We start from the raw sequence: 25874 nt of genomic DNA, 5'->3' as shown, positions 1-25874 counted from the left end.
ACGCAAAGTGCGCGGCGGCAAGCGGGTGGCATGCCGTGCGCCGCCGGTTGCGGTCTCAGCGCGACGCCCGGTAGACCGCCGCCATTTCATCCGCATCACAGGGGTTGAACGCACCGCGGGCTTCCAGGTTTTCCAGCAGCCAGCCCATTCCCGGCTGATCCATGAGCCGCCGCAGGCGCTGCAATTTGGCTGCCGTAGTCGCCCCGTCGTCCAGCATCGCAAACAGCGCCTGCGCGGCCGTGATATCCAGTCCTTCAAGTCCCTGGTCCAGTGCTGCAACGACGGCCTGCGGACCGCTGCGCATCATCTGCAGAAACGCATACGACGCATCCAGCAGGAATTCGCGCTCGGCGCGTCCCAGCCGTTCAGCGCGGAAGGCCGCCAGGCCGGCGGCATGATGCAGTGCTTCGTCCTCGGCCATGCGGCGCAGGGTATCGGCCAGTGCGGGATCGTTGCAGTTCGCGGCAAGGCCGTCGTAGTGCACGATGCCGAAGCCTTCGAGCACCACCTGCATCAGATACGCCAGCGGCTGCGGCGTGGACTGGGCGACGCAGTCGGCCAGAAAGCGGTTGAAGGTATCCATGGCGCCGCTGCCGGCGGGCAGCCAGGGTTGCAGCCAGGCGTAGTGGGCGGCTTCGTCGGCGCCGATCAGGCTGTAGAGCTGGCGTTCGCCGGCGGAGTCGGCCGCCAATACCATGCGCGCGCAGAATTCCATGCCGCCGCGTTCGACGAACCAGGATTCGCGCAGCAGGCCCTGGGCGCAGTGATTGAGGATCCCGCGTTGTTGTTCGGTTCTTGCGTCGCTGTAGACGCGCAGCCGATGCAGGCCGAAGTGCTCGGCCGGCCACAGCGGCGCATCCGTCTGCGGCGTACCGGCGGCCGCGCGGCGGCGCAGCAGGCGGGCGGCGGTGCGCTGGATGTCGGCTTCGCGTTCGCTCACGGCTTCTTCTGCTCCGGCGCGTGCGCGTCAAGCAACTGCCGCAGCCGCCGCGCGAGCAGGGCCTGGGCCCAGCGTTCCGGCAGCAGGCGCTTGAGCCAGTGGATGGCGCGCACGTCGGTGCCGACCCGGGTGCGCAGCGGCATGTGCCCCGCTGTCGCCAGTTCCAGCACGGCGGCGGCGACGGCCTGCGGCCCTGGCGCGGGCTGGCTCAGGCGGTGGGCGAGCATGCCCTTGTACGCGGCCAGTTGCTGTTGTTCGACGGCATCCAGGCCGCTGTCGGCGGCCCAGTCGAGGTTGGCGGCAAAGCGGGTGCGGTGGCCGCCCGGCTCGACGAGTGAAATTTGTATACCTTGCAGCGCCAGCTCGTGGCGCAGTGCTTCGGCCCAGCCTTCCAGGGCGAATTTGCTGGCGCAATACAGCGAGTTCAGCGGCAGGCCGGTCTCGCCGGCCATGGACGAGAGCACGATGATGCGGCCGCGGCGCCGGCGCAGGGCCGGCAGCAGGGCCTGGGTCAGCAGCACGGGGCCGAGCAGGTTGGTGTCCAGCTGGCGCCGCATCTGCGTTTCGCTGTAGCCGGAAAAGTTGCCGACCAGGGCGTAGCCGGCATTGTTGACCAGGCAGTCCAGTTCTTCGATATCGGCTGCGGCTGCGGCGATCTGGGCGGGATCGGTCAGGTCCAGGGTGACTATGGCGCAACCGGCCAGCCCGGCCGGTGCGTGGGTCGCATCGCGCAACGCGGCGATGACCTGCCAGCCCTGGGCCAGGAAACGCTGCGCCAGTTCCAGTCCTATGCCGGAGGAACAGCCGGTGACCAGCACCCGGCGCTTCATGCGGATTTGCCGCTGACGCCGCGCATATGGCGCCGCGGCCGGGCGTCGTCGGCTTCGTCGTTCCATTCGGCCAGCGGCTGTTGTTCGTAGTGGCGGATGAAGGCAAGCACGGCGCGGTCGGCTCCTATGGGCGTGCGCAGGTTGAAACGGATGGTCTGGAATACGCGCGTGTCGCCGTTGGCGAAATACCAGCCGATGGCGGCCGTGGTCCAGAGTATGAGTTTGTCGGCGATCCAGCCGGACAGCCCCTTGCGCCGGCGCGTGAGGGCAATGGTCTGGCCCTCGGTCTCGCCGTCGTCGCCGCGGCGCAGCGCGAACAGGATATGGCAATGCAGGAAATCCGGCCCCAGGGTGACGAAGCCGCAGCTGCCGTACCAGTAGCTCAGGCGGTAGGTCAGCGCATCCTTGTAGAAGCGGCCGAGCAGCCGTCCCAGCCAGTGGCTGCGCGGCAGTTTGCCGGTATTGTGGAATTCGATATTGGCCTGGTCGCGCGGCAGCGGCTGCATGCTGAGGATTTCGCCGGGCAGGCGGTGCACGCTGCGGAAGTGCTGTTCGTCGATGGCGTTGATCAGCACCACGTTGGGATGGCAGTTCTTGCGGAAGCGGCTGACCAGCAGCATGCGGCAGTCCTGGCCGGCCAGCTCGGGCGCTTCGGGGACTTCATGGGCGGCCTCGGCGCCGGTCCACAGCCAGACCAGGCCGTGCTTTTCCGCCACCGGCCAGCGCCGCACGCGCGCGCCGGGCGGCGGTGTCGCGGCCAGGCAGGGAATGTCGTCGCAGCGGCCTTCCGCGGTATAGCGCCAATGGTGGAAAAAGCAGCGTAGTGAATTGCCCTCGACGCGGCCTTCGGCCAGGTGCGCACCCATGTGGGCGCAGTAGGCGTCCAGCGCGTGCACGCGGCCGTCCTCGCCGCGGTAGACGGCGAGATCGCGGCCGAGCAGACGCAGCGCCTTGACGCGGCCGCGGCGGATCTCGTCCGACCGGCACAGCCAGTACCAGCCGCGGGTGACCGCTTCGGGATGGTTGAACTGCGCTTCGTTCATGACTGCGCCACCCGCAGATCTGCGGCGGCGGCGCGTGCTTCGCGCCGGGCGGCGAGAAAGGCGCGCCGCGCCAGCGGGCGCAGCGTATCGGCGGTAATGGGGCAGAGGCAGACCAGTTCCTCGCCGCGGCGGTAGCCGGGATTGCGTTCGAGAAAGAACGCCACTTCGGGCAGATGGGCGTGGATGGCCGGCACCTCGGCCAGGTCGGCGCGCAGATGGCCGTGCGATTCGGGATAGCTGACCACGCCGCGGGCGGCGTCGTAGGCCTCGCCGAAGCGGTCGCGGGCGAGGAAGTCCATCAGCCGGCGGCGTTCCGGCGCGGTGGGGCGCTGCGGCGACGGGTCGTAGTCCAGGCTGAAGGCAGGCAGATAGCGGTAGGTGCGATGGCCCTTGGAGATCAGCAGCCAGTACAGCGGATCGTCGCTCTGTGCCTGGATCTGCCCGGCCAGGCGTATCCAGGCGAAGGCCAGCGCCTGCTGGCCCCAGCTGGCTTCGTCCATCACCGTGTCGCCGGAGAACAGCACGCGCAGCGGCAGGCCGTCGAAGATCCGCGTGTACTGCGCCAGGGTGGAAAAACCGTGCAGGCGGCCGCCCGCGTCGCGGATGGTCAGCACTTGCTGTTTCTCCGCCAGGTCGGCGGCGAAACGGCCGGCGTCGGCGGCGTCGAAATGGCGCCGGTAGAGCGCGAACAGTTCGGCGCGCGCGGCGCTGTCCAGCGCTTCGGCCGGCAGCAGTTGGCTGTGCAGCGGCGCAGTTTCAGTCATGGCGCAGCAGCCGCGATTCGGCCCACCAGGCCAGCACGGCGAGCAGCGCGCCGCCGATCACATCGGCGCCCACATGCTGCCAGGTGGTCAGCGTGGCCAGCGCAATCGCGGCCGGCCACAGCAGTGCCAGCGTACGCCAGCCATGCCGCCACAGCGCGATGCCGCAGAGGCCGGCCAGGGCCACATGCAGCGAGGGAAAGCAGTTGCCGTCCACGTCGCTGGCGAACAGCAGCCGCCAGGCAAGGCCGGTGAGGCCGTCGGCCGCGATTTCCGGCCGCAGCAGGCGGGTGGGCCAGCACAGGAATACCGCCGCGGCGGCCAGGGTTGCGAGCAGGCAGGCGTAGAACAGGCGGCTGCGCGTGGCGGTATCGCGCACCAGGCACAGGCTCAGCGGCAGCAGCACGAACTGCGACAGATAGATCCAGATGGTCGCCGGCAGCAGCGGCAGGGCCGCGTCCAGGCCGCTGCGCTGCAATTCCAGCGGCGCGCCCAGGCGCAGGGCATGGCTGCCGAGGTACAGCAGGCAGAACGCCGCATAGCCCAGCGCCATCGCCGGCAGCAGGCGCGCGCGGGTCAGCGCCGGTACGCGCATCAGGCCGCGCTTTGCCGGTATTGGGCATAGCGTTCGCGCACGCGCCGTACCTCGGCGCCGTAGCGGCCGCGCAGCACGCTGAAGAACAGGCGGTTGAGGCTGCGCGAGGCGCGCCAGGAAAACACCAGGTCGCGGATATCCACATGGGAGCGTTCATAGATCAGGTGGCCGGCCAGGCCGGTGAGCTGCGACAGCGGTATGCCGAGCAGGAACCAGGGATTCAGGCTGAGCACGGCGGCCAGCGCCGCACCGTGCATCAGCAGCACGCCCAGGCAGTGCAGGGCGATATTGCCCTGCGCCTGGTGTTTGTAGACAAAAATGTCCCAGTAGTCCTGGAACGGATGGTCGTAAGTATCGTCGTCCAGGCGGTTGCGGTGGCGCGCCTGCACGGCGGCGCGGTCGCGCAGCGGCGCGGCCGGGGTGAGCACGCTGCCGCAGCGCTGCGTGCCCAGCACCGGCAGCGGCGCGCCGTCGCGCACGACTTCGCGGCCGCTGACGAAGACCGCGGCCAGCGCGGCCTCGCCGCCGCGGCGCACGCAGCGGCGCGCACCGTCCAGCAGCGGGTCGGCTATCTCCACCAGTTGAGTGGCGTGTTTCAGTGCCTCGGGCCGCAGCAGCAGCAGATCGGCGCGGGCGCCGACGCGGATCAGTCCCGCATCGATGCCGAACCAGCGCGCCGCCTCGCCGCTGACCCGGGCGACCGCGCGTTCCGGCGTCATGAAGCCCGTGCTTACGGCGCGCCGGATCAGGTTCAGCGAATTGTCGAAGAAGGCGATATTGCGCGAATGCGCGCCGGCGTCGCTGAAGCCGGGCAGGATGTGCCTGTGCGCGAGCAGGCGTTCGACTATCGCCGGGCGTTCGTTGGCGCCGCAGGCAACCCAGCGCAGGGCTTCGTCGTGCTGCTGCAGCAACCGCATCAGCAGGTCGGTAGGGTCGCTGCCCTCGGCCTTGGCGATGGCGGCGATGCTGTGGCCGACCTGCGCCGGATCGGGCGAGGCCAGCACCGTCATGCGCGCCGGATCGCGGTGGAAGGTGCGCCGTTCCCGGCGCAGCCAGTCGCGGCGGAAGCGCGTGCGGAACGCGGCATCGGCCCACAGCGCGCGCCGCGCCGCGGCATCGGCGCAGCTGTTGAGTTCCACCCCGGCGGGGAATTCCTCGAACAGCGGCGTGAGCGGGCCGTCGGCGTGGATGGCGAAGGGCTCGCCCAGGGTCTGGAAGCGCAGATTGCCGCCGCCCAGGCGGTTGACCAGCCAGGCGGCGAGCGGAAACACGCGCCACAGCGCCGGGTAGTCGCTCATGTCCATGGCCGAGAGCACGGTCAGGCGCAGCGGCGGGCGGAACACGGCCAGGCCCATGCCGAGAATATGCAGGAAGCTCGCCGGCCGCTGCGGGTTCGGCGTGACCTGGAACACCGCGTCGCGGCTGCGGCAGACCTCGGCCAGCATGCGGTATTCGCGCAGGTCGGCGTAGTGCGAAGGCACGCTGCGCCCGGCGTACACGCCGGCGACCTTGTGCCAGTGCACCATGTCGACGGAAATGCCGCAGCAGCCGGCGTCCAGCGCGGCATGGGCGAGCTGGCGCATGGCTTCCAGCTCCGCCGCACTGGCGCGTGCGCCCAGGGCGCGCTCCAGCCCCATCACCGCCACGCGCAGCGCGCTGTGGCCGGCCAGCGCGGCCACGTGCGGCCCCAGCGCCAGGCTGCGCAGGTGTTCGATATAGGCCGCCGGCGAATCCCAGGACAGGGCCTGCGCCAGCCAGCGCCGCACCAGCGGCGCGGGCAGGCTTTCCACGCGCAGGAAGATATCGGCCAGATCCGCGGCGCGGCCGGCGGTCAGCGACAGGCTGCAATTGCCCAGCACCACCGCGGTGACGCCATGGCGCACGGATTCGGCCAGGCCGGGCGCGATCTCGACCTCGACGTCGTAATGCGTGTGGATATCGACCAGGCCCGGCGTGATCCACAGATCCTGCGCGTCGCGCACTTCCCGCGCCGGTGCGCTTATCTCCGGTGCGAGCGCGGCGATGCGGCCGTCGCGCACAGCCACGTCGCAGCGGCGTGGCGGCGCGCCGCTGCCGTCCAACAGCAGGCCGCCGCGCAGCAGCAGGTCGAACACGGTGTTTGCCTCAGCGGCGGCGCCGCAGCAGGGCCATCAGCAAGAGGCCCAGCACCAGGCCGCCGGCGCCGGCCAGGAGGGCGGTCTTCTTCAGCGCGCCCGCGGCCACGTCCAGCATGGGGTTATCGAAGGGATTGGCCGAGAAGTGGACATTGACCAGCTTCCAGACCTCGCCTTCCTTGATCACCGCGGCGCTCCAGCGCGTGTTCATGCTGCGCTTGTCGCCTTCGGCGAATACGGCGTTCTTGTGGAAGGTATAGGTGTCCTGCGAGGTGCCGTAGACCACGCCGACGGTGTCGGAAAGGAAGAACGTGAGTTCGTCGGCGACCGGGCGGGTCTCCACCGCGATCAGCGGCGCGTTGGCGCCGTCGAACAGGGCGTTCCAGTAGTTGCGGAAGGCTTCGATGCCGACCAGCTTGGTGTTGTCCACCGCGATCACGGTGAAGCCGCTGTGCAGGCGCGGCGCGACCAGGTCGAACTTGCGCGTGTTGATGGCTTCGGTGGCGGTGCGCAGCAGTTCGCGCAGGGCTTCGTGGTCGGCCTGGCGCTCCGCGGCATCCTGCGCCGGGGCAGGGTTCAGGACAGTGCAGCACAGCAGCAGTGTGGCTACCCAACTCAGCAGACGTTTCATGCGCTCCTCCCATGGCGTATGAGCCGGCGCGCAGCATAGCCTGTCGCGGCGCGGCCAGGGTGATGTTAAAGCGCATTCAGGTGCAATTTGCGCCGCTTCGCGCGGCGCCGGTATGCTGGTGCGGCTCGTTTCCGCGGCCGGGTCGGACAATCGCCACATGCATGAGGGCTGGTATCTGCCGTTGATCGCCTTCGTCGTGCTGGCCGTGCTGGAGCGCCGCGGCGCGCCCATGCCGGCGCGCTACGGCCCGGCCGATCACGCGCTCAACCTCGCCGGCCTGCTGGTGCAGGGCGTGGCGGTGCCGCTGGCGGGCTACCTGATCGCAACGCGCCTGCTGGCGCCGGGGCTGCCGCGGCTGGCCGGCGTGCTGCCGCTGGGCTGGCTGGGCGCATTTCTGTTGAATTTTATTGTTGTGGATTTTTTCTACTACTGGCAGCACCGCCTGTTCCACCGTGTGCCCTTCCTTTGGGCGCTGCACCAGTGCCATCACGCCTCGCCCACGCTGAATGTCTGGGCCACCTCGCGCAATGCGCTGGCGATCAATTTCCTGTTCGTCTACCTGCTGCTCAATCCCGTGCTGGGTTTTCTCTGCGATGCGCCGGCGGGCTTCTTCGCCGCGGCCGGGCTGACCGCGGCGCTGGATGTCTGGCGCCATTCGCGCGTGCCGGCGCCGTTCTGGCTGGGGCGGGTGCTGGTGACGCCCTGGCAGCATCATCTGCACCACAGTCCGGCCGGGCACGGCACCAACTACGGCGCCAACCTGATGCTGTGGGACCGCCTGTTCGGCACCGCGCGCGAGGCGCGCGGCTATCCGGCGCGCTACGGTGTGGACCAGGCGCCGGCCGCCTGGCGCCAATTCCTTTTTCCCTGGTAATCCCATGCATCCCGGCCTAGCCCAGCGCCAGACCCACAGCCTGCTCGACGACGCTTCCACCTGCCGCAAGCTGGAATTCAACCTGCGCCGCAACACGGAGCTGGACCACACCGCGGCCATCGACGCCGCGGCGCAGCGCTTCAGCTATGCCGATTGCCGTGACGTCTACTGGAATCCGGAAGCGTTCTCGCTGCTCTGGGGTACGCCGGTGTGGGACCAGGCCACGCCGGCCCAGCGCGTGGTGCTGAACCAGTTGTACTGGGTGGCGTACTACGCCCAGATCGTCTCGGCCGAGATCGCGACCATCTTCCTCAACCAGGTATCTGCCGCCGGCCTGTACGCGCTGGAGGATTTTCGCCTGGTCTGCGACAACCTGGATCTGGAATCGCGCCAGGAACGCGCCCATATCGCCGCGTTCAAGAAAGTGAGCGAGGACGTCGAACACAGCCTGTTCGGCGAGCGCCTGTTCACCTATCCCATGCGCAGCCTGTTCGACCACACCATGATCTTCGCCGACAGCTCGGCGGCGAAGGATTTCTGGCGCCGGCTGCAGATCCGCGGCTTCCTGCTGCTGTCGTCCAACAATGCTTTTCTGGCCAGCCAGTACCTGCTGATCCGCGGCCTGCGCACGCTCAACGGCAAGCTGATCCAGCACCGCCTGTCGCGGCATTACCTGGATCATCCGGACCAGGCCAATGCGCCGATACCGTCACTGATCAGCTACTACCATTTCATGGACGAGTCCTTCCATTTCAACACCTCGCGCCTGGTCGGGCTGGAAGTGCCGCGCTCCATCGCCGCGCCGACCCGTTTCGAGCGCTGGGTGGTGAACCGCGGCGTCGCCGGCTGCCAGGCCGATCACGCCAACGCCTCGGTCGTGGTCAACGGCATCTTCTGGCACGATCCGGCGGCCTACGGCGTGATCTACAAGCTGTTCCGGTCGGGCGTGTTCGGCATGGACCACGGCCAGGCCATGGCCATGCTCGCCGCCTGCTTCACTCAGGACAGCGAAGGCCTGCAGGCTGCGCTGCAGACGCATGCGACGGCAGCGGATTCCTACGTTGCCTTCGTCGAACCGGTGACCTGGCTCGACGCCCACAACCGCGAGATGCGCGGCATGCGCCGCAACGGCGCGCAGCGCTATCTCGCGCGCAACCGCGCCGCGCTGGCCCGCTTCCGTCCGCAATGAGCACCGTGCGCATCGAGTTCCCGGACACCGCGTTTCCACCGCAGGAAATCCCGCTGCGCGGCTGCCTGCCGCTGCATCTGAGCGTGCAGAACTCGCCGCTGCTGTTCGGCTGCCGCAGCGGCCTGTGCGGCACCTGCCTGATCGAAGTCGAAGCCGCCGCCGACGCGGTGGAACCGCCGGCGGACGACGAACGCGAAGCGCTGGAAATCTATGCGCCCGGCAATCCGCGCGCGCGCCTGGCCTGCCAGCTGGTGCCGCTGGGGGCGTTGCGGGTGCGCAAGATCGAGAGTGTGTGAGTCGGGGTTCGGGAGTCGGAATTGGGGATTCGCAGGGCGCGTTTGCCGCCGCGCTGCGGATGTTGAATCCCGTTGTCCGTAAGGCAGCCCGGGATTCGAGCCGCGACTTCGCCGTCGCGGGCTCGAATCCCGAATCCCGTCGCTTATCAATCCACGCTGAAACGCTGCAAGCTCACCGGCAGCGATTCATTGATGAACAACGTCGCCGAAGAGATATCGCCCTCGTCCTGCAGGCCGCGGTCGCGGGCGACGAGCGTCCAGGTGCCGTTGGCCTGGGCGGCGCTGAGGCCGCCGAATATGGCATTGAGCGAGGTGGCCTGGCCGGTGCTGCCCACGCCGCCCGGCGCCGAGGTGCGGTAGCCGCCGGAGGGAACGGTGATGCCGCTGGCGTCCAGGCATTCGCTCTGGGAGGTGAGGAAGCCGGCGCCGGCCCAGAACGAGCCGCTCTGGCCGTCGGCGAAATCATAGGTGCCGCCGAGGTCGGTCTGGCAGCCGGTATTGGCCGTGGCGCTGCCGGGCGGGCTGGCCGTGGTGTTGCCGACGCGGCTGAAGATCTTGAGCGAAGGCGCGCCGCCCGGGGCGAACAGTTCCACGTCCAGATCGTCGATCCACGTATGCGACATGGCCGCGCGCAAGCCCACCGAGGTGACCGGGCCGGACAGTCCGCTGACCGTGAAGCTGACCGTCAGCGGTGTGCCGTAGGTGCCGGTGGTGCCGGCATCCGGGATGGGGCCGGTGCCCGTGCCGGCGAATTGCGCCGCCTGGGCGCCGCCGCAGGCAAGTGAAACAAAGGAAAAAATAAAGAAAGATGCACGACGGATCATGCGAGACTCCCGCTGGCTGCTGGTTGCTGTCGGATAGCGAACACGGCCCCTGGCTCCGTTCCCGCCGCCGGCTGGGGCGGCGGGAACGGCGAGTCTGCATGGTTGCGGCGCTGGCGTACAGTGCTGCTTTCGTTCTCCAGGCTGGCGCTTGCTCAGTCCGCTTGCCGGACCTCCTCCACCTCCTGCTCGGGGTCGCTGGCGCCGCGCGGCCAGGGCCATACGGTGGGGAAGGGCTGCTTGCTGTGCATTTGGCCCAGGCTGCACGGTCCCTTGTCGCCGTTGGGGCAGGAGGTCTCGCGGGTGGTGGTGTCTTCCGGGTCTATGAGGGTCGCTTCGTAGGGCACCGGATTGGCTGTCTCGCTGTCGATGCGCACTGACAGCGAACCTTCCTCGAAGGCGATGCCCGCCCCGGTCATCAGCGTGCCGGCGAGATTGGCGCCGCTGAAGTCTGCGCCGTGCAGATAGGCCTGGGTCATGTTCACTGTGTCGGTCTGGTAGGTGGACAGGTCCGCACCGCTGAAATTGCAGCCGACCAGGAAAGCGCGGTTGAACGAGGCGCCGCTCATGCCGCGCTGCTCCACCGCGGAAAAATTCACCCGGCGCAGATAGGCATTGGTGAAATTGGCCTTGTGCAGGCGCGCCTTGCTGAAATTCGCCTCGTCCAGCCGTGCGCCGGAAAAATTGGCGCGGGTGCAGTGGGCGTCCTCGAAGGAACTGCCCTGCAGGCGCGCGCCGGCGAAGTCGGTGCCGGCCAGGTCCGGCGCGACAGTCCCGTCGAGAAACGCGCCCTTGAACGAGGCGAAAGGCATGCGGGACTCGGCCAGGCTGGCATTGCGCAGGATGGCGTTGTCGAATTTGCAGCTCGACGCGAGATTCAGGTCGCTGAGCACCACGCCGGTGAGATTGGCCTTGGTCGCGTCGATGCGCGCGCCGCTGCTGATAGCGCGGATCTCGGCCCAGTCCATGATCCGGTGCTTCCAGTCCGTGCCGATCAGCGCATAGTTGAACTTGGCGCGGGAGAAGCGCATGGGCGCGTTCTCCGGCGAAGTCAGCCCGAGCTGGCCGGCGCAGATGACGCTCAGCAGATCGCAGTCGGAGAAATCGCAGCCGACGCCCTTGACCCCGTTGAGGTTGGTCGAATTCATGCTGGCTTTGCTGAAGATGACGTTGTTGAGCGTTGCGCCGCTGAAGTTGGCGCGGTCCAGCCCGGCCTTGCGCAGGCGCGCGCCGTCGAAGGTGGTGTTGGTGAGCGTGGCGCCGGTCAGCAGGCACTCGCTGAGATCGGCCCGGCCGAAATCCACGCCGGCGAGGTTTTCTCCGCTCAGGTTGACCACGGCCTTGCCTGCCGGCGTGAAATCGAAATGCGTGACCTTCTTGCTGCCCGCCGTCATCTGGTCGATGCCGTCGCCGAGCTGTTCCAGCGTCCAGTCGCTGCCCGCCAGATCGGTGCTCGCCACGTTCGTGATATAGGGGGTCTCGGTAATATCGTCGACCTCCAGCGCCCTGGCGCGCTGGTAGCCGATGTCGGCCCAGATGCCCGGCCGGTCCTCGCGGTAGTAGCGCAGTTTCCCCGTGCTTCCGGCGCGCAGGGAGGCGAGGTCGAAGCGCATGCCCGTCACCCGGGTCAGGTAGCGCGGCAGGCCGGTGGGCGTGGTGGTGAGAATGCCCAGCGCGCCCTCGTTGCTGGCAAAGGTTTCGCCATTGCAGGCCTGCAGCCAGCAGGTGCCGTCGCCGGGCCCCACGACCAGGAACATGCAGCATTCCGGCGGCAGCGGCACATGGTTCCGGCCCATTTCGCGGATGGTGGTGCGGTCCTTGCTGATCAGGCCGATGCGGTTTTCCCAGAACACCAGCTTGCGGCCGTTGATGATGAAGCGGTATTTGCCGTAGAAACGATTCATGGTCGGATTCCTTTCAGGCGCGCGGTTTCGACGGCGCGGGCGGTCGCCACTGGCTGACGCCCGGTTCGGGGCGGCGGCCGTTGGTATCCAGCACTTCGTAGTTCAGCGCGAACACATTGCGCAGCAGGTCGACGGTGATGCGCGCGGCCGTGAAATTGCTGGTGGTGGTGAGGTAGGTGCCGGCGGGGTCGTACAGGTCCAGGCGGTAGTCTCCCGGTGCCTGGCCGGCGCCGGTATGGCCCAGGATGAAAATATGGCCCTTGGCTTCCACCGCCATGTCGAGCAGGGTCAGGTTTTTGCCGTCGCTGCGCAGCGGCAGTACCGGCGTGCGGGTCTTGCTGACCGGATCGGTGAAATAGGCGACCGGATTGCCGTTGACGTCGAAGCACTGCACGCGCCTGCCGTTGCCCGATTCCAGCACCAGCACGCGGCCGTCCAGCGCCAGCGCCACAGCCATGGGTGATTTCATCAGGCCGTGGCGGCTGCCTTCGCCGGAGCACAGCGTGGCCATGGGCGCGTCTTCGTCGCTGGTGGCGATATCCGGCAGCGCGATGCGGTACAGCTTGTGCGTGCCGCGGCGGATCGCGAACAGATAACCGTGCGGATGCAGCACCATGCCGTCGACCGCATCCGGGAAGCGGCCCCAGGATTCATTGCGGCGCGGTTTGAAATCCGGCGGCTTTTTGTAATCGACTGCAATGCGGCGCAGGTGGTAGCCGCCGGCGCGATTGTTGGTTTCGTGGTAGACGCCGCGGGTGGGATCGATGAAGAAGCTGCGGCCGCTGCCATCGTCGGGCGAGACCAGATCGTAGGCTATGCTGCTGCCGCCGCTGAAACCCAGCGCGGCGGCGCTGAAGCCGTCCTGCGGCCGCTGCAGCACGGACAGGTTCTGCAAGGTATACAGGCTGCTGCTGCTCGGCGGATGCGCGGCGTCGTCCGGGGGCAGGTTCAGGTCGCTGGCTTCCCAGCAGTAGCCGATCATCTGCGAATACTGCGCCATGGTGATGGCGTGCAGTTTGCTGATTACGCCGCGTACCGGCGACGGCGTGGTCTTGGTCGCCTGCGGCGGCGGCCCGGCTTTCCATACGCGCCGGCCGTTCTCCAGGGTGATCTTCTGCAGATGTTCGTAGACCGACCAGCGCCCCAGCGGCACTTCGTTGACGTCAATCTCGATCGGCGGCACCACCAGCAGATGGCTGCCGGCCTGGCCTTCGGCCTTGAGCCAGCGGCTGGCGCCCTGGCCTGATTGCCAATCGTTCTCCGCATAGAAGAACACCAGCACGCGCAGGTTGCCGGCGGCGGGCACATCGCTGAAATCCACCACGATATCGTCGCTGAGGGTTTCCGGCGGCAGCGGCTTGATCAGCTTGGGCAGAGTGACGCCGCTGTCATAGGCGACGACGATGCCCAGGTGATGGTGGTGATCGGGGAATTTCTTGTACAGCTTGCTCGACGTGATGGTGATGCGCAGGTCTATGCTGCGCGTGATCTCGGTGACCTGGGCGCGCGGCGACTGGCGGATTGCGCTGGTGGTCTGCGCCAGCGAAGCCACGGTCGCGGCCACGTCGGCCAGCAGCAGGGCAATGTTGATGAAGGGCAGGGCCTTCTTGGCGCCGCCTTCGATGATTTTCTCGGCGATGTACTGGCCCAGTTCCTTCAGGCCGGCCTTGGCGATCATGGGCACCAGCTTCTTCGCGATCATGCCGGCCATGCGCGCCGGGTCGTCGCTCTTGCCGATCACCACGCCGGCGAAGCCCACCAGCAGCGCACCGAGTATGGGCTTGCGCCGCACCAGGCCGAGCAGGCCGCCGGATTTGCCCGGCGAGGCCGAGGCCGCGAGCAGCACCATGGGCAGGGCCATCTCGATCACGGTGGTGAGAATGGCGCCGACCGGACAGGCGACTTCGTCATAGCGGCCCTGGCCCATGCCGCCCCAGGTGAAGCGGATGGTCGCCGCATTGGCCGGCACCGGCACATTGAAATGCGAGGACTCGGCCGGCAACGGAATGCCCATCATGGTTTCCACCGGGCTGACGATGTCGACGAATCGCCGGGTCGGGTGGTCGTCGAAGCCGGCGGTGGTGAGGGGCAGCGGGAAGCGCGATACCCAGCCCCGCGGCGGCAACGGCTGGCCGGCGCTGTCGAGGAATTCCACGTAGGCCGAGAGATGACGCAGCCAGTGGTTCTTGCACACCACGGTGAGATTGCCGTTGGTGCCGGCATCGCGTACGGCGATGTTGTGCACCTTGCGCAGGGCCGGGCCGCTGCCGATGGCGAAGTACGCATCGCCGAACGGTCCGCCGCTGGCGGTGATCAGGTATTGCAGTGCGGTGCCTTCGGCATTGAGCAGCAGCTCGCCTTTGCCCTGCTGGCCCTCCAGCATCACCTCGTAGCTGCGTTCCTTGCCGCCCACCGGCCTGATCCGGCCGCTGATGCTGCCGAACTTCACATGCAGGTTGCCGGCGGCCAGCGCTTTCTGCGCGGCATCGTCGAACGGCCCCAGGTTCGCCGCGTCGCTGTCCGACCAGGTGCCTTCGGCGCGCCAGTTGGCGCCGGGAACGGCCGGCGTGAAGCGCACGTCGGATTCAAATTCCAGGCCGCTGCTGGGCGTGAGATTCTTCAGCCGCCATTTCACGTCGCCGGCGCCGCGCAGTTTCGGCGCCGCGGCCTGGGTCCTGGGCGCGACGCGGCCGGCGTAGTCGGCGATGGTATTGCCGTATTGCAGCGACCAGGCCTGGCCGCGCAGGTCTTCGTTCTGGTTGGCCAGAACCAGGGCACGCCCGATGACATTGGGCAGCGTCGCCAGCACGTCGGGGTGCAGGCCGGTGACGAACACCGGCTTGCCTTCGTCGTCGAGCAGCGGCGAGCCGTCCACGTCCCGCGCGCGCTCGGTCGGTGCCCAGGTGCCGGGATTGGCACGTATCGCCTCGACCAGCAGGCTGCTTTCGCTCAGTGCGCGGCGTATGCAGGCTTCGATCACGACAGTGGGGCCGCCCCTGCTGGCGGTGGAGTTCAGGTTGATCAGCTCCGGGTGCTTGAACAGCAGGGCGACCGCGCTTTCGTACGGATCCTGCACATCGGCGATCTGGTCGGGAATGCTGCGCAGCGCGCCGAGATCGCTGTGCAGCAGGGATTTTTCCAGTTTGCGGAAGGCCAGCTTGGGATGCGGCGCGGCGTCATCCCCGCTGCCGCGCAGCAGTTCGCCGCGCACGTCGCGCAGGCGCGTTTCGCGCGGCAGGTGTATGCCCATGGAGACGATGCGCTCGGCGCCATGGCCGTCCACCTGCACCGGCTGGGTCACCCACATCAGCGCGACGGCGTCGGACGGCAGCGCCAGCTGTACGTAATGGCTGACCGCGTCGTCGGCGAGCAGGCGCAGGAAGCCGTTCTCGGCGCGTGCGTCGGCGCGGGTGGCGCGGCTGTGCGGGTTCAGCACGAACTCGCGCTGCGCGACATGCAGCGTATACGGCGCCTCGGCTTCGGCGAGGTCGAAATGCAGTAAATGCGGTTCTGTCGCTGGGATCGATGGCATGGCTGTTCCTTGTCTGGAGAAACCGACCGTGGCAGTGCAGCAGCGGCGCGCGGTGCGGACAGGGGGAACAGGCGGGTACGGAATGGCGGTCGCGTCCCGGGGAAACGGGACACGGCGGTACGCTGGATTTCCCCCTGACGCTGCAACGCGAGCGCTGCAGTTTTGCCTAGCGGCAAGACAGGGCGGGGCCTATCAGGCGTGTTGCAGCAGTGTTCGCACAGGGGAAAACGGTGTCTGCGGCGGACAATTGCCTTGTCGCAATGTTGCGCTGGTGCAGAAGTGCCGCGCGGTATTTCCGTGCGTGCGTGCTTGCGCCGCGGCGGCTTTTTCCCGAAAGGCCCGCGCCCCGGTCTGCGCATCCGGTGAGAGGTTTCCGCCTCTGCCGGCACCTGTGTGTCTGCGGCGGATGCCGGCGATCGGCAATCCGCAGGAAATACCGCGGGAAGGAGGGCCCGGGCGTTGCGCGTGCGGCCGGGCGGCGTGCGATGCGGCCTGCGCCGTTCGCCTGCACGGCAGTGAGGCGTTTTACACAATTGCTGCGGGACCAGGGTCATACGACACACCGGGAGAGCGCCGATGAAAGTGGTGAGTTTTTCGCTGGAGCAGGGCAACCGTTATTTCGGCCGCATCGACGGCCAGCGTTTCGCCATCGGGCGGCGGGTCAGCTACCAGGGCCGCAAGGGGCTGATGAATGTCAGCGGCACGGCCGCCCAGCGCTACGACCGCAGCCAGTTCCGCGGCCAGCACGGTTTCTGGGCGGATTTCATCCATCCGACCGCGACGGCCGAAGGCGCGCTGTTCCACACGCTCAATACCTACGACCGCGCGCGCTTTACCTTCGCCTTTCTGCAGTTCGCCGCGCACGTGCCCAACGGCGATTTCGTCGCCTATCTCCGCGCCCTGCTGCAGCTGCCGCTGGCACCGGAATATTTCCCCGACCTCACCGTGAGCGGCGGGCGCATCTGCCGCATCGGCGACGATGCGCTGGTGCCGCTGGAATCGGACACCTCCACCGACGGCCTGCTGGACTATCTCAATCCCGGCTCGGCGGAAGTCGAGGACACCGAGGTGATCCAGGCGGCGAAATTCGTGCACTGGGTGCAGAACGATCCGCTGCATCGCCAGGTACAGGTCGACGTGGGCCTGGCGCATATCCGCGCCAAGATGCGCCGCCTGGCCCAGCGCTACAACCTCGACGGGGCCGAGGACCGCATCTGCCTGCTCGTCGCCGATATCAGCCACCAGGGCCGCGCGCGGGCGCCGGTCATTGTGAATGCGCTGGCCAGCGCCGATCCCTTCGCCGCGCTGCTGCGCATCGGCGAGGACAGCTTCGGCGAGCGCATCGCAACCTTGCGCCGCGAGATCAAGGCCCTGGTTGCCGAGGGCACGCTGGGCCTGCGCCGCTACGACCTGGCCAGCGCGGATTTCGTGCCCTAGGCCGCTGCCGCGCAGCAAAAAAAAACGGCGCGGTGGGACGACCCGCGCCGTTTGCCAATGGGCGTTTTCCGTTGCCGCCTCAGGCTGTGCCCAGCGCCCCGTGCGGCGGTTGCGGCAAGCGCTCGGCTGCGGCCGTCTCGGGCGCGTCGTGATGTTCCGAAGCCAGCAGCGAATAGAACACCGGCACCACGAACAGGGTGAACAAGGTGCCTACCACCATGCCGGCGACGAGGATGATGCCGATGCTGTTGCGCGCCTCGGCACCCGGGCCGGTGGCCAGCACCAGCGGCAGCTGGCCGAAGATCATCGCGGCGGAGGTCATCAGCACCGGGCGCAGCCGCGTCAGCGCCGCCTCGCGCAGTGCGGCCTCGCGGCTGAGTCCGCGCTGCTGGCGCGCGTTGGCGAATTCCACGATCAGGATGCCGCCCTTGGCGATAAGGCCGACCAGGGTGATCAGGCCGACCTGCGAATAGATGTTGATGGTGGTGAGGTCGAGGAAGCTGAACAGCAGCGCGCCGGAGATCGCCAGCGGCACGGAGCCCAGCAGCACGATCAGCGGATCGCGGAAGCTGTGGAACTGCGCGGCCAGCACCAGGTAGATGAGCACGATGGAAAAGCCCAGCGTGACGGTAAGCGCGGCACTCTCGTGGCGGATCTGGCGCGATTCGCCGGCGTAGTCCAGGTTGACCAGGCGTCCGCTGGCGGCACGTGCCGCATCTTCCAGCACCTGCAGGCCTTCGGCCTTGGTCACGCCGGGATTGACGCCGCCGAACACGCGCACGGCGTTGCGCTGCTGGAAGCGGTTGAGGCTGCGCGGCGCGGTCGCGGTCTCGATGCGGGTGAAGGTGGATACCGGCACCATCTGGCCGTCCGGCGTCTTGATCTTGAGATCGAGCAGGGCATTGACCGAGGCGCGGTCCTTCTCCCCGATCTGCGGGATCACCTTGTAGCTGCGGTCGAAATAATTGAAGCGGTTGACATAGCCGCCGCCGAGCAGGGTGCCCAGTTCCTGGCCGACGGTGGCCAGGTCCAGGCCCAGGTCGGCGATGCGTTCGCGGTCGATGACCACGCGCGCCTCGGGCAGGTCGATCTTCAGGTCGGTGTCCACATACAGGAACTTGCCGCTCTTCCAGCCCGCATCCAGCACCGCGCCCACGGTCTCCAGCAGCTGCTGCGGCGAAGCTTCGCTCTGCAGTACCAGCTCCACGTCGTACTGGCCCGGCGTGGGCAGCGGCGGATCCAGGCGCGGGAACACGCGCAGCCCGGGCACCTGGGACACGGCGCCGTAGACTTCGCCGTACATGTCCTCGGTGGTGCGGCCACGTTCGTGCCAGTGCTTGGCGTCCAGGCCGCCGAAGCCGCCCCAGGGCGCGATCAGGGCCCAGGTGGAGCGGGTCTCGGCGAAGCCGCGCACGATCTGCGCCACGTTCTGCGCCTCGCGGTCGACCGCGGCGATGGAGGCGTCCGGGGAGGCTTCGAAGAACAGGCTGATATGGCTCTGGTCCTCCACCGGCGCCAGCTCCTGGCGCGAAAAGGTATACAACGGCCAGGCCGCCGCAGTCACCAGCAGCGCGGCGATGACGATGGCGGCGCGCATTTCCAGCGCCCGGTCCAGCAGCCAGGCATAGACCGCGCGCACCTGCTCGAAGGCGCGGTTGACCAGCCGGGTCAGGCGGCCTTCGTGGCCGTGGGCGTGCACGAAGCGCGAACTCATCACCGGCGACAGGGTCACTGCGACCACGCCCGAGACGATCACCGCCACCGCCAGGGTGATGGCGAACTCCAGGAACAGCGCGCCGGTCAGGCCGCCCTGGAAACCGATGGGCGCGTAGACCACGGCCAGGGTGATGGTCATGGCAATGATGGGGCCGATCAGCTCGCGTGCGCCCAGCAACGCGGCCTCGATGCGCGACTTGCCCTCGCCGACATGGCGTTCGACGTTCTCCACTACGACGATGGCGTCGTCCACCACCAGGCCTACCGACAGCACGATGGCCAGCATGGTCAGCAGGTTCAGGCTGAAGCCCAGGCCCAGCATCACCAGCGCGGCGCCGAGCAGGGACACCGGCATGGCGATCAGCGGCACCAGCGCGGTGCGCACCGATCCCATGAACAGGAACACGATCAGGGCGACGATGAAGACGGTTTCCGCCAGCGTCTTGACGATCTCGCCCAGCGCCGCCTCCATGAACACAGTGCCGTCGTAGGCCATCTGCATATCGATGTCGCGCGGCAGTGTGGCGCGCAGGCGTTCCATCTCGGCGCGCAGCTGGTGCGCGACCTCGATCTCGTTGGAACCGACCAGCGGCCATACGCCGAGATAGACCGCCTCGCGCTGGTTGTACTTGCCGACCAGTTCGGCCTCCTCGGCGCCCAGCTCCACCCGCGCCACATCGGACAGGCGCACCACGGCACCGTCGCGCTCGGCCACGATCAGGTTGCGGAATTCCTCGGCGGTGCGCAGGTCGGTATTGGCCAGCAGGTTGATCTGCACCAGTTCGCCCTTGGTCTGGCCGACCGCGGCGAGATAGTTGTTGCGCAGCAGGGCGGATTGCACATCGCCCGGCGAAAGGTTCAGCGCGGCCAGGCGCTCGGGCTCTATCCAGATGCGCATGGCCAGCTGGCGGCCGCCTTCGACGGTGACGCGCTGCACGCCGGGAATGGTGGAGAACTGCGGCTGCAGCGTGCGCACCAGCCAGTCGGTCACCGCCGGCAGCGAGCGTTCACTGGAGGAAAACGCGACATAGAAGCTGGCATAGGGCCGGTCGGCGCGCTGCACTTCCACTGCCGGCGGCTCGGCTTCCTGCGGCAGCTCCGAGCGCACCTGCTGCAGGCGCGCCGTCACCTCGGCCAGGGCCTTGGTGCTGTCGTGGTTGAGCTTGAGCCGCACTGTGACCGTGCTGACCCCGGCGCGGCTGCTCGATTCGATGTGGTCCACGCCGCCGATGGCGGACACGGCGCGCTCGATCGGCGTGGTCAGGAAGCCGCGCACGGTCTCGGCGCTGGCGCCGGTATAGACCGTGGTAATCAGGATGGAGGTGCTTTCTATCTGTGGATATTGCTGCAACGGCAGCGCTGTCAGGGCGCGCCAGCCGGCCAGCGCCAGGATCAGGTTGACGACGATCGCGAGGACCGGGTGCTTGATGAAGATGTCCGTGAACGAGCGCATGCGGGCTGTCCTTGTTGAGCGCTGTGTTTCAACGGGTGCCGCCGGCGCTGGCCGGCTCGGCGACGGCGACCAGGGCGGCGTCGCGCAGCTTGAACGAACCCGCGGCGGCGACGCGCTCGCCGGCGCTGAGGCCGGATTCGAGCACCACTTCCTCACCCAGCAGCGCGGCGACCTGCACCTTGCGCTGCTGCGCGCGCACCTGGCCCTGGGCATCGGCGGCGAGCACGAAGACGTGATCGCCGGCCGGTCCCTTGCGCAGCGCGCTGGCCGGCACCGCCACCGCGGCGCGGGCGCCGCCCACCGCGAGGCGCACGCGCACCGAGGCGCCCGGCGCCGGCGCGGCGCCGTCGATGCGCGCGCGCACCAGCGCATTGCGCGTGGACGGATCCACCCGCGCGTCGATGGCGACGATGCGCGCTTCCAGCGGCGCGGTTTCGTCGCCGGCCTGTACTTGCACGCTGTCGCCGGCGTTGAGTCCGGCGGCGACCTGCTGCGATACGGCGAAATCCACATGCGCGCCATCGTCCACGCCCTGCAGCGTGGTCAGCTCGGTGCCTTCCTGCAGGAACTGGCCCGGATGCACGTCGGCGATGCCGATGCGGGCGCGGAACGGTGCGCGCAGGGTCTTGCGCGCGATCAGCGCCTGGCTGCGTGCGATCTGCGCCAGGGCCACGTCGCGCTCGGCCTTGACCCGGTCCAGTTCGGACTGGGAGATGGCGCGCTGCTCGTTCATGCGCTGGGCGCGGTCGAGCATGCTCTGGGCCAGGGCGGCCTGGGCCTGCTGCGCCTTGAGTTCGGCTTGTTCCACGGCGACATCCAGCGCGACCAGCACGGTGCCGGCTTCGACCACGGCGCCGGGTTTCAGCGCAACCTCGCGCACGGTGCCGGCGACCTCGTTGCGCAGCTGCACCGAGCGCAGCGCGTGCACGGTGCCGATGGCGCTGGCCGCGCCGCGGTGCTGCAGTTCGCGTGCGAGCGCGCTGCCGACCGATTCCACCGGTTCGGGCTGGCTGGCTGCGGCGGCGGCGGCCGCGCGGTTGGCGGAGGATTTCCACAGGGCGAGCCCTGCGGCTGTGGCGGCGAGAGCGCCGAGCAGCAGGGCGGGAGCGATCCAGCGACGGGCATTCATGGGCGGAGTCCTTTCTTGGGGCGTGCCGCGCCGGCCTTGGCGGCGGCGCGGCGGGCAGCGGGTTGGGTGGCCTTGGCGGCGGCTGCGGAGCGAGTTGCGGCGGTTGCGGATTTGGCGTTTTGGGCCGCGGCGGATTCCGTGGCGGCGGGTTTGCTGCCGGCAGCCGCGGGTCTGGCATTACGGACGGCTTTGGCCGCGCCATGGCTTGCGGAGACGTCCGCAACGACGTTGCTTGTCGCGGCGGAAGCGGTGCTGGCCGAGCGCCTGGCGCTGGGCCGCGGTGGGGTTTTTGCGGCAGCGGCAGCGGTCCGCGTTGCGGTGGCGCTTGCTGCCGCAGAGGCGGACGCTGTTGCGCCGGCGCCGTCAATCGCGCGGTTGCTGCCATCGGCAGAGACGGTTGCGTTCGCTGCCTGCTCCGCCGGCAGCGAACGCTTGAGCAGATCTTCCAGCGCCCCGCGCACGCGCACGACCAGATCCTGGTTGACCTCGGCCAGGCCCAGCACCCAGTACAGCCACAGCCCGTCTATGGCCGCGGCGACGGCTTCGCCCACGCCCGGCGGCAGGCCGTCGTCGGCGACGCGCCGGTGCAGTTCGGCATAAACCTCGCGCATGGGCTGCATCAGCGAGGGGTTCTGCGCCAGCGCGGCGAAGCAGGCCGAGGAACTGCGGCGCAGCTCGCGGGTCCAGCCGGCGGCATCGGAGAGGCAGTGATTCAGCAGCGCGCGCGACTGGCGGCCCGGTCCCGGCTCCGCGCGCTCGTAGCCTTCGCTGAAGCACTGCCGCCAGCCGCGTGCGGAGCGCGCGACCAGGGCTTCGACCAGGCGGTCCTTGGAAGGGAAGTGGTAGAGCAGGCCGCCTTTGCTGAGGCCCGCTTCCAGCGCGACGGCATCCAGCGTGAGGTTGGCTATGCCCTGGCGCTCGACCACGGTTTCGGCGGCGTCGAGGAGTTTGTTGATCAACAGCGTGGCATCGGGTCTGACCATCGTCGGAACATACCGGCCGGACGGTTTTCTTTCAACCGTCCGGCCGGTCTTTTTTTGGCTCGGAACCGGGAGGGGCGGCGGTCCGCGGAAGACGGGCGGGGAACGCCCGCATCCTGCGCGTCAAAGCGGTCAGTAAACGCCCTGATTGCGCGACTGCTTTTGCGCAGCGACGGACCCATGGCAGGCTGCCGGACGCATCCGCATGCAGCGGACTGCGCGCAGCCCCGTCGAGTTCCGCCGGTCAGGGTTCCGGATTGCGCGCCGCTAGCGTCCGTCGACCAACCCATGCAGGCCGGCCAGCGGCGCCTGCGGCCGGTCCTGCGCATCGACGGCGTAAAGCGCCCAGTGCGCCGGGCGGTCCGCCGGCAGCGGCAGGCAGGAAATGGCCGGGCCCTGGTCGAGCAGCGCGGCGATAGTGCGTACGGTGTGAGTCTGCAGGGCACGCACCAGCGGCGTCAGCCGGGCGAGATCCACGCCGCGTTCCTGCAAATGCCGCAGCGCTTCGGCGGCCTGCTGCAGCAAGGGCGCGTCCTCGACATTGAGATTGCCCTGGAGCGCCTGTTCGGCCCAGTCCAGCGATTCCTCCGGCGCGATCTCGGCGCGCAGCGCCTGGACGAGCACGAACGTAGCCAGGGCCGGCTCGCCCTTGCATTCGGCCACGGCCCAGTTCAGCGGATTGGCCGCGCCTTGTTCGGCGTAAAACGTGGCGACGGATTCGATCTGCGGATACTGGCGCTTGAGGTAGTCGGTGTAATTGCTGTCGGACATGGCAGAGCCGGCACTGGCTAGGCGAGGCCGGTGATGATGGCAGAGGCGGGCTGATTCTGGCGTGGGCGCTTCTACGGTTGTCGTCGAGCGGACAGCGTTGAGCGCCGAGATGACTTGCGGCATCGCCACGCCGTGCTGTCTGGGCGATCGCGCTGACCGCGAAGGCGGCGCGCCGCCGGCGCGGCCGATCATTGCCGCGCCGGATTTCCGATCTCGTGCTTTTCCGCCGCTGCGGTTTCAGTGCCTGGTGGATTTCGGCTTGGGATACGGCACGAACAGATCCAGCCCCACGCTGCCGGTGATCATGCGCGAACCCGGGTTCATCAGCTTGACCGTGTCGATATCGCACAGCTGCGAGGTGTGGGTGTCGGTAACCAGGATGGTGTCGCTGTGCAGGAAGGCGGCGCCGGCCTTGGGCTGGTTGACGTAGAGGGTGCCGTTCTGGGTGGTGTAGACGATGGCGATGCCGTCGATGACCTGGCTGGAGCGGATATCGCGCAATTGCAGGCATTTGACCGGTTCGCCGGGGCTGCGGCCGTCAAGCAGCCGGGCCAGCCGGTCGGCGGGCGCCGGCCGCGTGGCGCAGCCGGCCAGGGCCAGCAGGACCAGGGGAAGCAGGGTAGTACGCATGGGGGATCTCCTTTTCGCCGGCCCGGCGCTGCGGCCGCGGCGGCCATGCTTGGGCCGGCATGCAGGGAAGTACGCGGCGGCGGCCGCGAGCGTCGCAGAGTGTAGCGGACGGCTGTCCAGGCTGAGGCAATCCGCCGGCCGGCAGCAGAGCCTGTGCTCGGGGCCATGACCGGAGGCGGACAGCCTCGGGATCCGCGCTCAAAGCGCTTGATCTGAAACACGGGTGCCCAGTCCGCGTCTGTTTCCGGACGGCTCAATGCCGCAGCAGGAACTCGCGCAGCACGACCGCGTTGTTGTGGTTCTCGTCCTTCGCCGCGTAGAGCAGGGTGGCATGGCGGCCGCGCAGCTGGGCGCGCAGGGCTTCGACGGCGGCGTGGTTCTGTTTCAGTTCGGCCGCGTAGCGCCGGCGGAATTCTTCCCAGCGCTCCGTCTCATGGCCGAACCAGCGGCGCAGTCCGGTGCTGGGCGCGATCTCGCGGCACCAGTCGTCCAGTCCGGCCTCGGCCTTGGCAATACCGCGCGGCCAGATGCGGTCCACCAGGATGCGCAGGCCGTCGCCGGCCGCAGCGGGTTCGTAGATGCGTTTGATCGCCAGTCGGGGTGTGCCCATTGCGGAACTCGCCTGAAGTGACGAGGCGGCGCTGCCTGCGCCTGAGCATAAGGTCTGGGCGATGCGCTTCAAGCGGCGCGGGTTGTGCGGCGGTGCGGATGCTCAGGGCCGGTTACGCGGGCGCCGTCGCTGCGGCGTGGGCAATCCATGCAGCGGTGCCGTCTTGTTCGCCTTCGCGCCGAAGGTTTCCGCGCAGGACACCGTTGCTGCGCACCGGCTGCGCCGCCGTGTGCCGGCGGCGCAGCGGCGGCGAGGGCGTGGCTCGCGCCCCGCGCCGCAGGCTTACAGGTGTTTGGTGTGTTCCGGCGTGTTGAACCAGTTGTCGTGCAGTCCGTCGAAATACTGCACCGGCAGCGTACCCAGCACGGCATGGTCGATATTGTCCAGGCAGGCCACGTTGACCGAGTAATAGGCGCCGCCGATTTCCTCGACATAGCCGTCGCCGAAGGCATGCACGCCGCAATGGCGGCAGAAGCGGTGATGGCCGGAGCGGGTGTTGAACTGGTAGTCGCTGAGGTCGTCCGCGCCGGACAGCAGGCGGAAGTCCTCCGGCTTGATCGTCACGCCCCATTTGCGCAGCTTGCTGCAGATGGAGCAGTTGCAGCGGCCGGTGCCGGCCTCCAGGTCGATATCGGCCTCATAGCGCACGGCGCCGCAGTGGCAGCTGCCGGTATAGGTCTTCTTGCTCATGATGCTCTCCTCCGGGAAATCGATGCAGGTGTGCAGCTTAGGCCGCAATGAGGGCAAGACTTGCCCGCATTGAACGCGCGACAGCCGCAGTGAATAGCACGGCCGGCACCTGGCGTGTGCAGATGCCGCAACCGGTTTTGCGGTTGCGCGCTGCAGGGTGACGGAACGACAAGCCAGCACGTGGCCGGTATGGCCGCGGGGCCGGAAAAACTGTCCGTACCGCGCCTGTCCGCAACAGCGCATTTCACGTGGGGCAAACGTTTGGCGGGATAAATGGGGCAGGGATGGCGATTCGGAATTGGGATTCGTGCCGGGCGGGTCCGGCGCGCGTGCGGGTGTTCAGCGGAAAGCAGCAGCACCGAATGCCGCCGCACCTGCATCTCGCGGATCCCCGATGCCCCCGCTTGATCCGGATCAAGAAGCCCCGCCGCCCCGCGGCGCATGCTTTCCCAACGACTCAGCCAGAGGAGCCCGCATGAAACTGTTGATCGCCGTAGACGGCAGCGAACACAGCGCCCGCGCCGTGGACTACGTAATCACGCACTGGTCCAGGCTCGACCCGGCGCTGCAGGTGGTGCTCTGCCATGGCGATCCGCCGCTGCCGCCGCACGTGGCCTCGGCCCTGGGCCGGACCGAGGAAGACAGCTACCACGCCGACAACGCCGCCGAAGCCACGCGCCGCGCGCGCGAAACCCTCGAAGCCACCGGCGTCGCTGTGCAGGTGCGCGCCGAAGTCGGCGATCCGGCCGAAGTCATCCGCGACAGCGCCAAGGCCGTACAGGCCGACCTGATCGTCATGGGCTCCCACGGGCGCGGCAACCTGCGCAACCTGTTGCTGGGGTCGGTGGTGACCAAGGTGCTGGCCAGCAGTCCGGTGCCGGTGCTGGTGGTGCGCTGAGCGCCGCCGCCGGTCACGGCGGTATGTAGC

22 protein-coding genes are annotated in these 25874 nt (G+C 68.4%); 5 read left to right on the top strand and 17 right to left on the bottom strand.

Features of this window, described 5'->3' with window-relative positions:
• Nucleotides 1–55: 55 nt before the first annotated feature.
• The 7 genes from NM961_RS12700 to NM961_RS12670 are packed head-to-tail and all read right to left on the bottom strand — an operon-like array spanning nt 56 to nt 6914.
• Nucleotides 56–940 carry a hypothetical protein gene (locus tag NM961_RS12700; RefSeq protein ID WP_255914760.1) on the bottom strand — a complete coding sequence of 295 codons (885 nt, stop codon included), beginning with the start codon at nt 938–940 and terminating at the stop codon, nt 56–58.
• Nucleotides 937–1770, bottom strand: a complete 834-nt coding sequence (locus tag NM961_RS12695) for an SDR family NAD(P)-dependent oxidoreductase (RefSeq protein WP_255914759.1) — start codon at nt 1768–1770, stop codon at nt 937–939. Before NM961_RS12695 ends, NM961_RS12700 begins: the two co-directional genes overlap by 4 nt.
• Entirely contained in the window at nt 1767–2813 is a 1047-nt protein-coding gene (locus NM961_RS12690) for an aromatic ring-hydroxylating dioxygenase subunit alpha (protein ID WP_255914758.1), read from the bottom strand. The genes NM961_RS12695 and NM961_RS12690 overlap by 4 nt, the downstream gene beginning before the upstream one ends.
• Nucleotides 2810–3577: a hypothetical protein gene (locus NM961_RS12685; RefSeq protein ID WP_255914757.1), complete on the bottom strand. Its 768-nt coding sequence runs from the start codon at nt 3575–3577 to the stop codon at nt 2810–2812. The genes NM961_RS12690 and NM961_RS12685 overlap by 4 nt, the downstream gene beginning before the upstream one ends.
• A complete protein-coding gene (locus NM961_RS12680; protein ID WP_255914756.1) occupies nt 3570–4169 on the bottom strand; it encodes a phosphatase PAP2 family protein in 600 nt (199 codons plus the stop codon). Before NM961_RS12680 ends, NM961_RS12685 begins: the two co-directional genes overlap by 8 nt.
• Nucleotides 4169–6283: an Mpo1-like protein gene (locus NM961_RS12675; RefSeq protein ID WP_255914755.1), complete on the bottom strand. Its 2115-nt coding sequence runs from the start codon at nt 6281–6283 to the stop codon at nt 4169–4171. The genes NM961_RS12680 and NM961_RS12675 overlap by 1 nt, the downstream gene beginning before the upstream one ends.
• Before the next feature lie 10 nt (nt 6284–6293).
• Nucleotides 6294–6914, bottom strand: a complete 621-nt coding sequence (locus NM961_RS12670) for a YybH family protein (RefSeq protein ID WP_255914754.1) — start codon at nt 6912–6914, stop codon at nt 6294–6296.
• Between the two features lie 157 nt (nt 6915–7071).
• On the opposite strand from NM961_RS12670, the gene NM961_RS12665 reads away from it, so the two are divergent.
• Genes NM961_RS12665 through NM961_RS12655 form a run of 3 tightly spaced genes read left to right on the top strand, consistent with a single transcriptional unit; the run spans nt 7072 to nt 9273 of the window.
• Entirely contained in the window at nt 7072–7788 is a 717-nt protein-coding gene (locus NM961_RS12665; protein ID WP_255914753.1) for a sterol desaturase family protein, read from the top strand.
• Nucleotides 7789–7792: 4 nt separating this feature from the next.
• On the top strand, nt 7793–8977 hold the full coding sequence (locus tag NM961_RS12660) for a hypothetical protein (protein WP_255914752.1): 1185 nt from the start codon (nt 7793–7795) through the stop codon (nt 8975–8977).
• Nucleotides 8974–9273 carry a 2Fe-2S iron-sulfur cluster binding domain-containing protein gene (locus NM961_RS12655; protein ID WP_255914751.1) on the top strand — a complete coding sequence of 100 codons (300 nt, stop codon included), beginning with the start codon at nt 8974–8976 and terminating at the stop codon, nt 9271–9273. Before NM961_RS12660 ends, NM961_RS12655 begins: the two co-directional genes overlap by 4 nt.
• A gap of 146 nt (nt 9274–9419) precedes the next feature.
• Here the strand turns inward: NM961_RS12655 and NM961_RS12650 are convergent, their stop codons facing one another.
• From NM961_RS12650 to NM961_RS12640, 3 genes are all read right to left on the bottom strand, one after another.
• Nucleotides 9420–10097, bottom strand: coding sequence for a hypothetical protein (locus NM961_RS12650; protein WP_255914750.1), 678 nt, complete (start codon nt 10095–10097; stop codon nt 9420–9422).
• A gap of 152 nt (nt 10098–10249) precedes the next feature.
• Complete coding sequence (locus tag NM961_RS12645; protein WP_255914749.1) at nt 10250–11998, bottom strand: pentapeptide repeat-containing protein; 1749 nt, start codon at nt 11996–11998, stop codon at nt 10250–10252.
• A gap of 13 nt (nt 11999–12011) precedes the next feature.
• The gene (locus tag NM961_RS12640) at nt 12012–15530 is read right to left on the bottom strand and encodes an NHL repeat-containing protein (protein ID WP_255914748.1); all 3519 of its coding nucleotides are present in this window, start codon (nt 15528–15530) and stop codon (nt 12012–12014) included.
• 576 nt (nt 15531–16106) lie between these two features.
• Here NM961_RS12640 and NM961_RS12635 point away from each other — a divergent pair.
• Nucleotides 16107–16967 carry a hypothetical protein gene (locus NM961_RS12635; protein WP_255914747.1) on the top strand — a complete coding sequence of 287 codons (861 nt, stop codon included), beginning with the start codon at nt 16107–16109 and terminating at the stop codon, nt 16965–16967.
• A gap of 79 nt (nt 16968–17046) precedes the next feature.
• Here NM961_RS12635 and NM961_RS12630 read toward each other — a convergent pair whose 3' ends face one another.
• The 7 genes from NM961_RS12630 to NM961_RS12600 form a co-directional block, all read right to left on the bottom strand.
• Nucleotides 17047–20136 (bottom strand): efflux RND transporter permease subunit, encoded by a 3090-nt coding sequence (locus tag NM961_RS12630; protein ID WP_255914746.1) that lies wholly within the window; start codon nt 20134–20136, stop codon nt 17047–17049.
• A 28-nt stretch (nt 20137–20164) separates the two neighbouring features.
• Complete coding sequence (locus NM961_RS12625) at nt 20165–21265, bottom strand: efflux RND transporter periplasmic adaptor subunit (RefSeq protein WP_255914745.1); 1101 nt, start codon at nt 21263–21265, stop codon at nt 20165–20167.
• Complete coding sequence (locus NM961_RS12620; RefSeq protein WP_255914744.1) at nt 21262–22248, bottom strand: TetR/AcrR family transcriptional regulator; 987 nt, start codon at nt 22246–22248, stop codon at nt 21262–21264. The genes NM961_RS12625 and NM961_RS12620 overlap by 4 nt, the downstream gene beginning before the upstream one ends.
• Nucleotides 22249–22512: 264 nt before the next feature.
• Nucleotides 22513–23016: a hypothetical protein gene (locus NM961_RS12615; protein WP_255914743.1), complete on the bottom strand. Its 504-nt coding sequence runs from the start codon at nt 23014–23016 to the stop codon at nt 22513–22515.
• Nucleotides 23017–23253: 237 nt separating this feature from the next.
• A complete protein-coding gene (locus NM961_RS12610) occupies nt 23254–23646 on the bottom strand; it encodes a hypothetical protein (RefSeq protein ID WP_255914742.1) in 393 nt (130 codons plus the stop codon).
• 253 nt (nt 23647–23899) lie between these two features.
• Entirely contained in the window at nt 23900–24256 is a 357-nt protein-coding gene (locus tag NM961_RS12605; RefSeq protein WP_255914741.1) for a DUF488 domain-containing protein, read from the bottom strand.
• Nucleotides 24257–24538: 282 nt separating this feature from the next.
• Complete coding sequence (locus NM961_RS12600) at nt 24539–24946, bottom strand: GFA family protein (protein ID WP_255914740.1); 408 nt, start codon at nt 24944–24946, stop codon at nt 24539–24541.
• Nucleotides 24947–25421: 475 nt separating this feature from the next.
• Between NM961_RS12600 and NM961_RS12595 the strand changes: the two genes are divergently transcribed.
• Nucleotides 25422–25844: a universal stress protein gene (locus NM961_RS12595; protein WP_255914739.1), complete on the top strand. Its 423-nt coding sequence runs from the start codon at nt 25422–25424 to the stop codon at nt 25842–25844.
• The last annotated feature ends 30 nt before the right edge of the window (nt 25845–25874 follow it).

Origin of the sequence: Tahibacter harae (assembly GCF_024437735.1) — a bacterium.
Lineage (GTDB): Bacteria > Pseudomonadota > Gammaproteobacteria > Xanthomonadales > Rhodanobacteraceae > Tahibacter > Tahibacter harae.
The sequence above is the reverse complement of the archived record's forward strand: the minus strand, read 5'-3'. Positions and strand labels throughout refer to the sequence as shown.

Coding starts and splice junctions, on each gene's coding strand:
- NM961_RS12695 (WP_255914759.1), bottom strand. CDS start 1,770: ATGAAGCGCCGGGTGCTGGTCACCGGCTGTTCCTCCGGCATAGGACTG.
- NM961_RS12690 (WP_255914758.1), bottom strand. CDS start 2,813: ATGAACGAAGCGCAGTTCAACCATCCCGAAGCGGTCACCCGCGGCTGG.
- NM961_RS12685 (WP_255914757.1), bottom strand. CDS start 3,577: ATGACTGAAACTGCGCCGCTGCACAGCCAACTGCTGCCGGCCGAAGCG.
- NM961_RS12680 (WP_255914756.1), bottom strand. CDS start 4,169: ATGCGCGTACCGGCGCTGACCCGCGCGCGCCTGCTGCCGGCGATGGCG.
- NM961_RS12670 (WP_255914754.1), bottom strand. CDS start 6,914: ATGAAACGTCTGCTGAGTTGGGTAGCCACACTGCTGCTGTGCTGCACT.
- NM961_RS12665 (WP_255914753.1), top strand. CDS start 7,072: ATGCATGAGGGCTGGTATCTGCCGTTGATCGCCTTCGTCGTGCTGGCC.
- NM961_RS12660 (WP_255914752.1), top strand. CDS start 7,793: ATGCATCCCGGCCTAGCCCAGCGCCAGACCCACAGCCTGCTCGACGAC.
- NM961_RS12655 (WP_255914751.1), top strand. CDS start 8,974: ATGAGCACCGTGCGCATCGAGTTCCCGGACACCGCGTTTCCACCGCAG.
- NM961_RS12650 (WP_255914750.1), bottom strand. CDS start 10,097: ATGATCCGTCGTGCATCTTTCTTTATTTTTTCCTTTGTTTCACTTGCC.
- NM961_RS12645 (WP_255914749.1), bottom strand. CDS start 11,998: ATGAATCGTTTCTACGGCAAATACCGCTTCATCATCAACGGCCGCAAG.
- NM961_RS12640 (WP_255914748.1), bottom strand. CDS start 15,530: ATGCCATCGATCCCAGCGACAGAACCGCATTTACTGCATTTCGACCTC.
- NM961_RS12635 (WP_255914747.1), top strand. CDS start 16,107: ATGAAAGTGGTGAGTTTTTCGCTGGAGCAGGGCAACCGTTATTTCGGC.
- NM961_RS12630 (WP_255914746.1), bottom strand. CDS start 20,136: ATGCGCTCGTTCACGGACATCTTCATCAAGCACCCGGTCCTCGCGATC.
- NM961_RS12625 (WP_255914745.1), bottom strand. CDS start 21,265: ATGAATGCCCGTCGCTGGATCGCTCCCGCCCTGCTGCTCGGCGCTCTC.
- NM961_RS12620 (WP_255914744.1), bottom strand. CDS start 22,248: ATGGTCAGACCCGATGCCACGCTGTTGATCAACAAACTCCTCGACGCC.
- NM961_RS12615 (WP_255914743.1), bottom strand. CDS start 23,016: ATGTCCGACAGCAATTACACCGACTACCTCAAGCGCCAGTATCCGCAG.
- NM961_RS12610 (WP_255914742.1), bottom strand. CDS start 23,646: ATGCGTACTACCCTGCTTCCCCTGGTCCTGCTGGCCCTGGCCGGCTGC.
- NM961_RS12605 (WP_255914741.1), bottom strand. CDS start 24,256: ATGGGCACACCCCGACTGGCGATCAAACGCATCTACGAACCCGCTGCG.
- NM961_RS12600 (WP_255914740.1), bottom strand. CDS start 24,946: ATGAGCAAGAAGACCTATACCGGCAGCTGCCACTGCGGCGCCGTGCGC.
- NM961_RS12595 (WP_255914739.1), top strand. CDS start 25,422: ATGAAACTGTTGATCGCCGTAGACGGCAGCGAACACAGCGCCCGCGCC.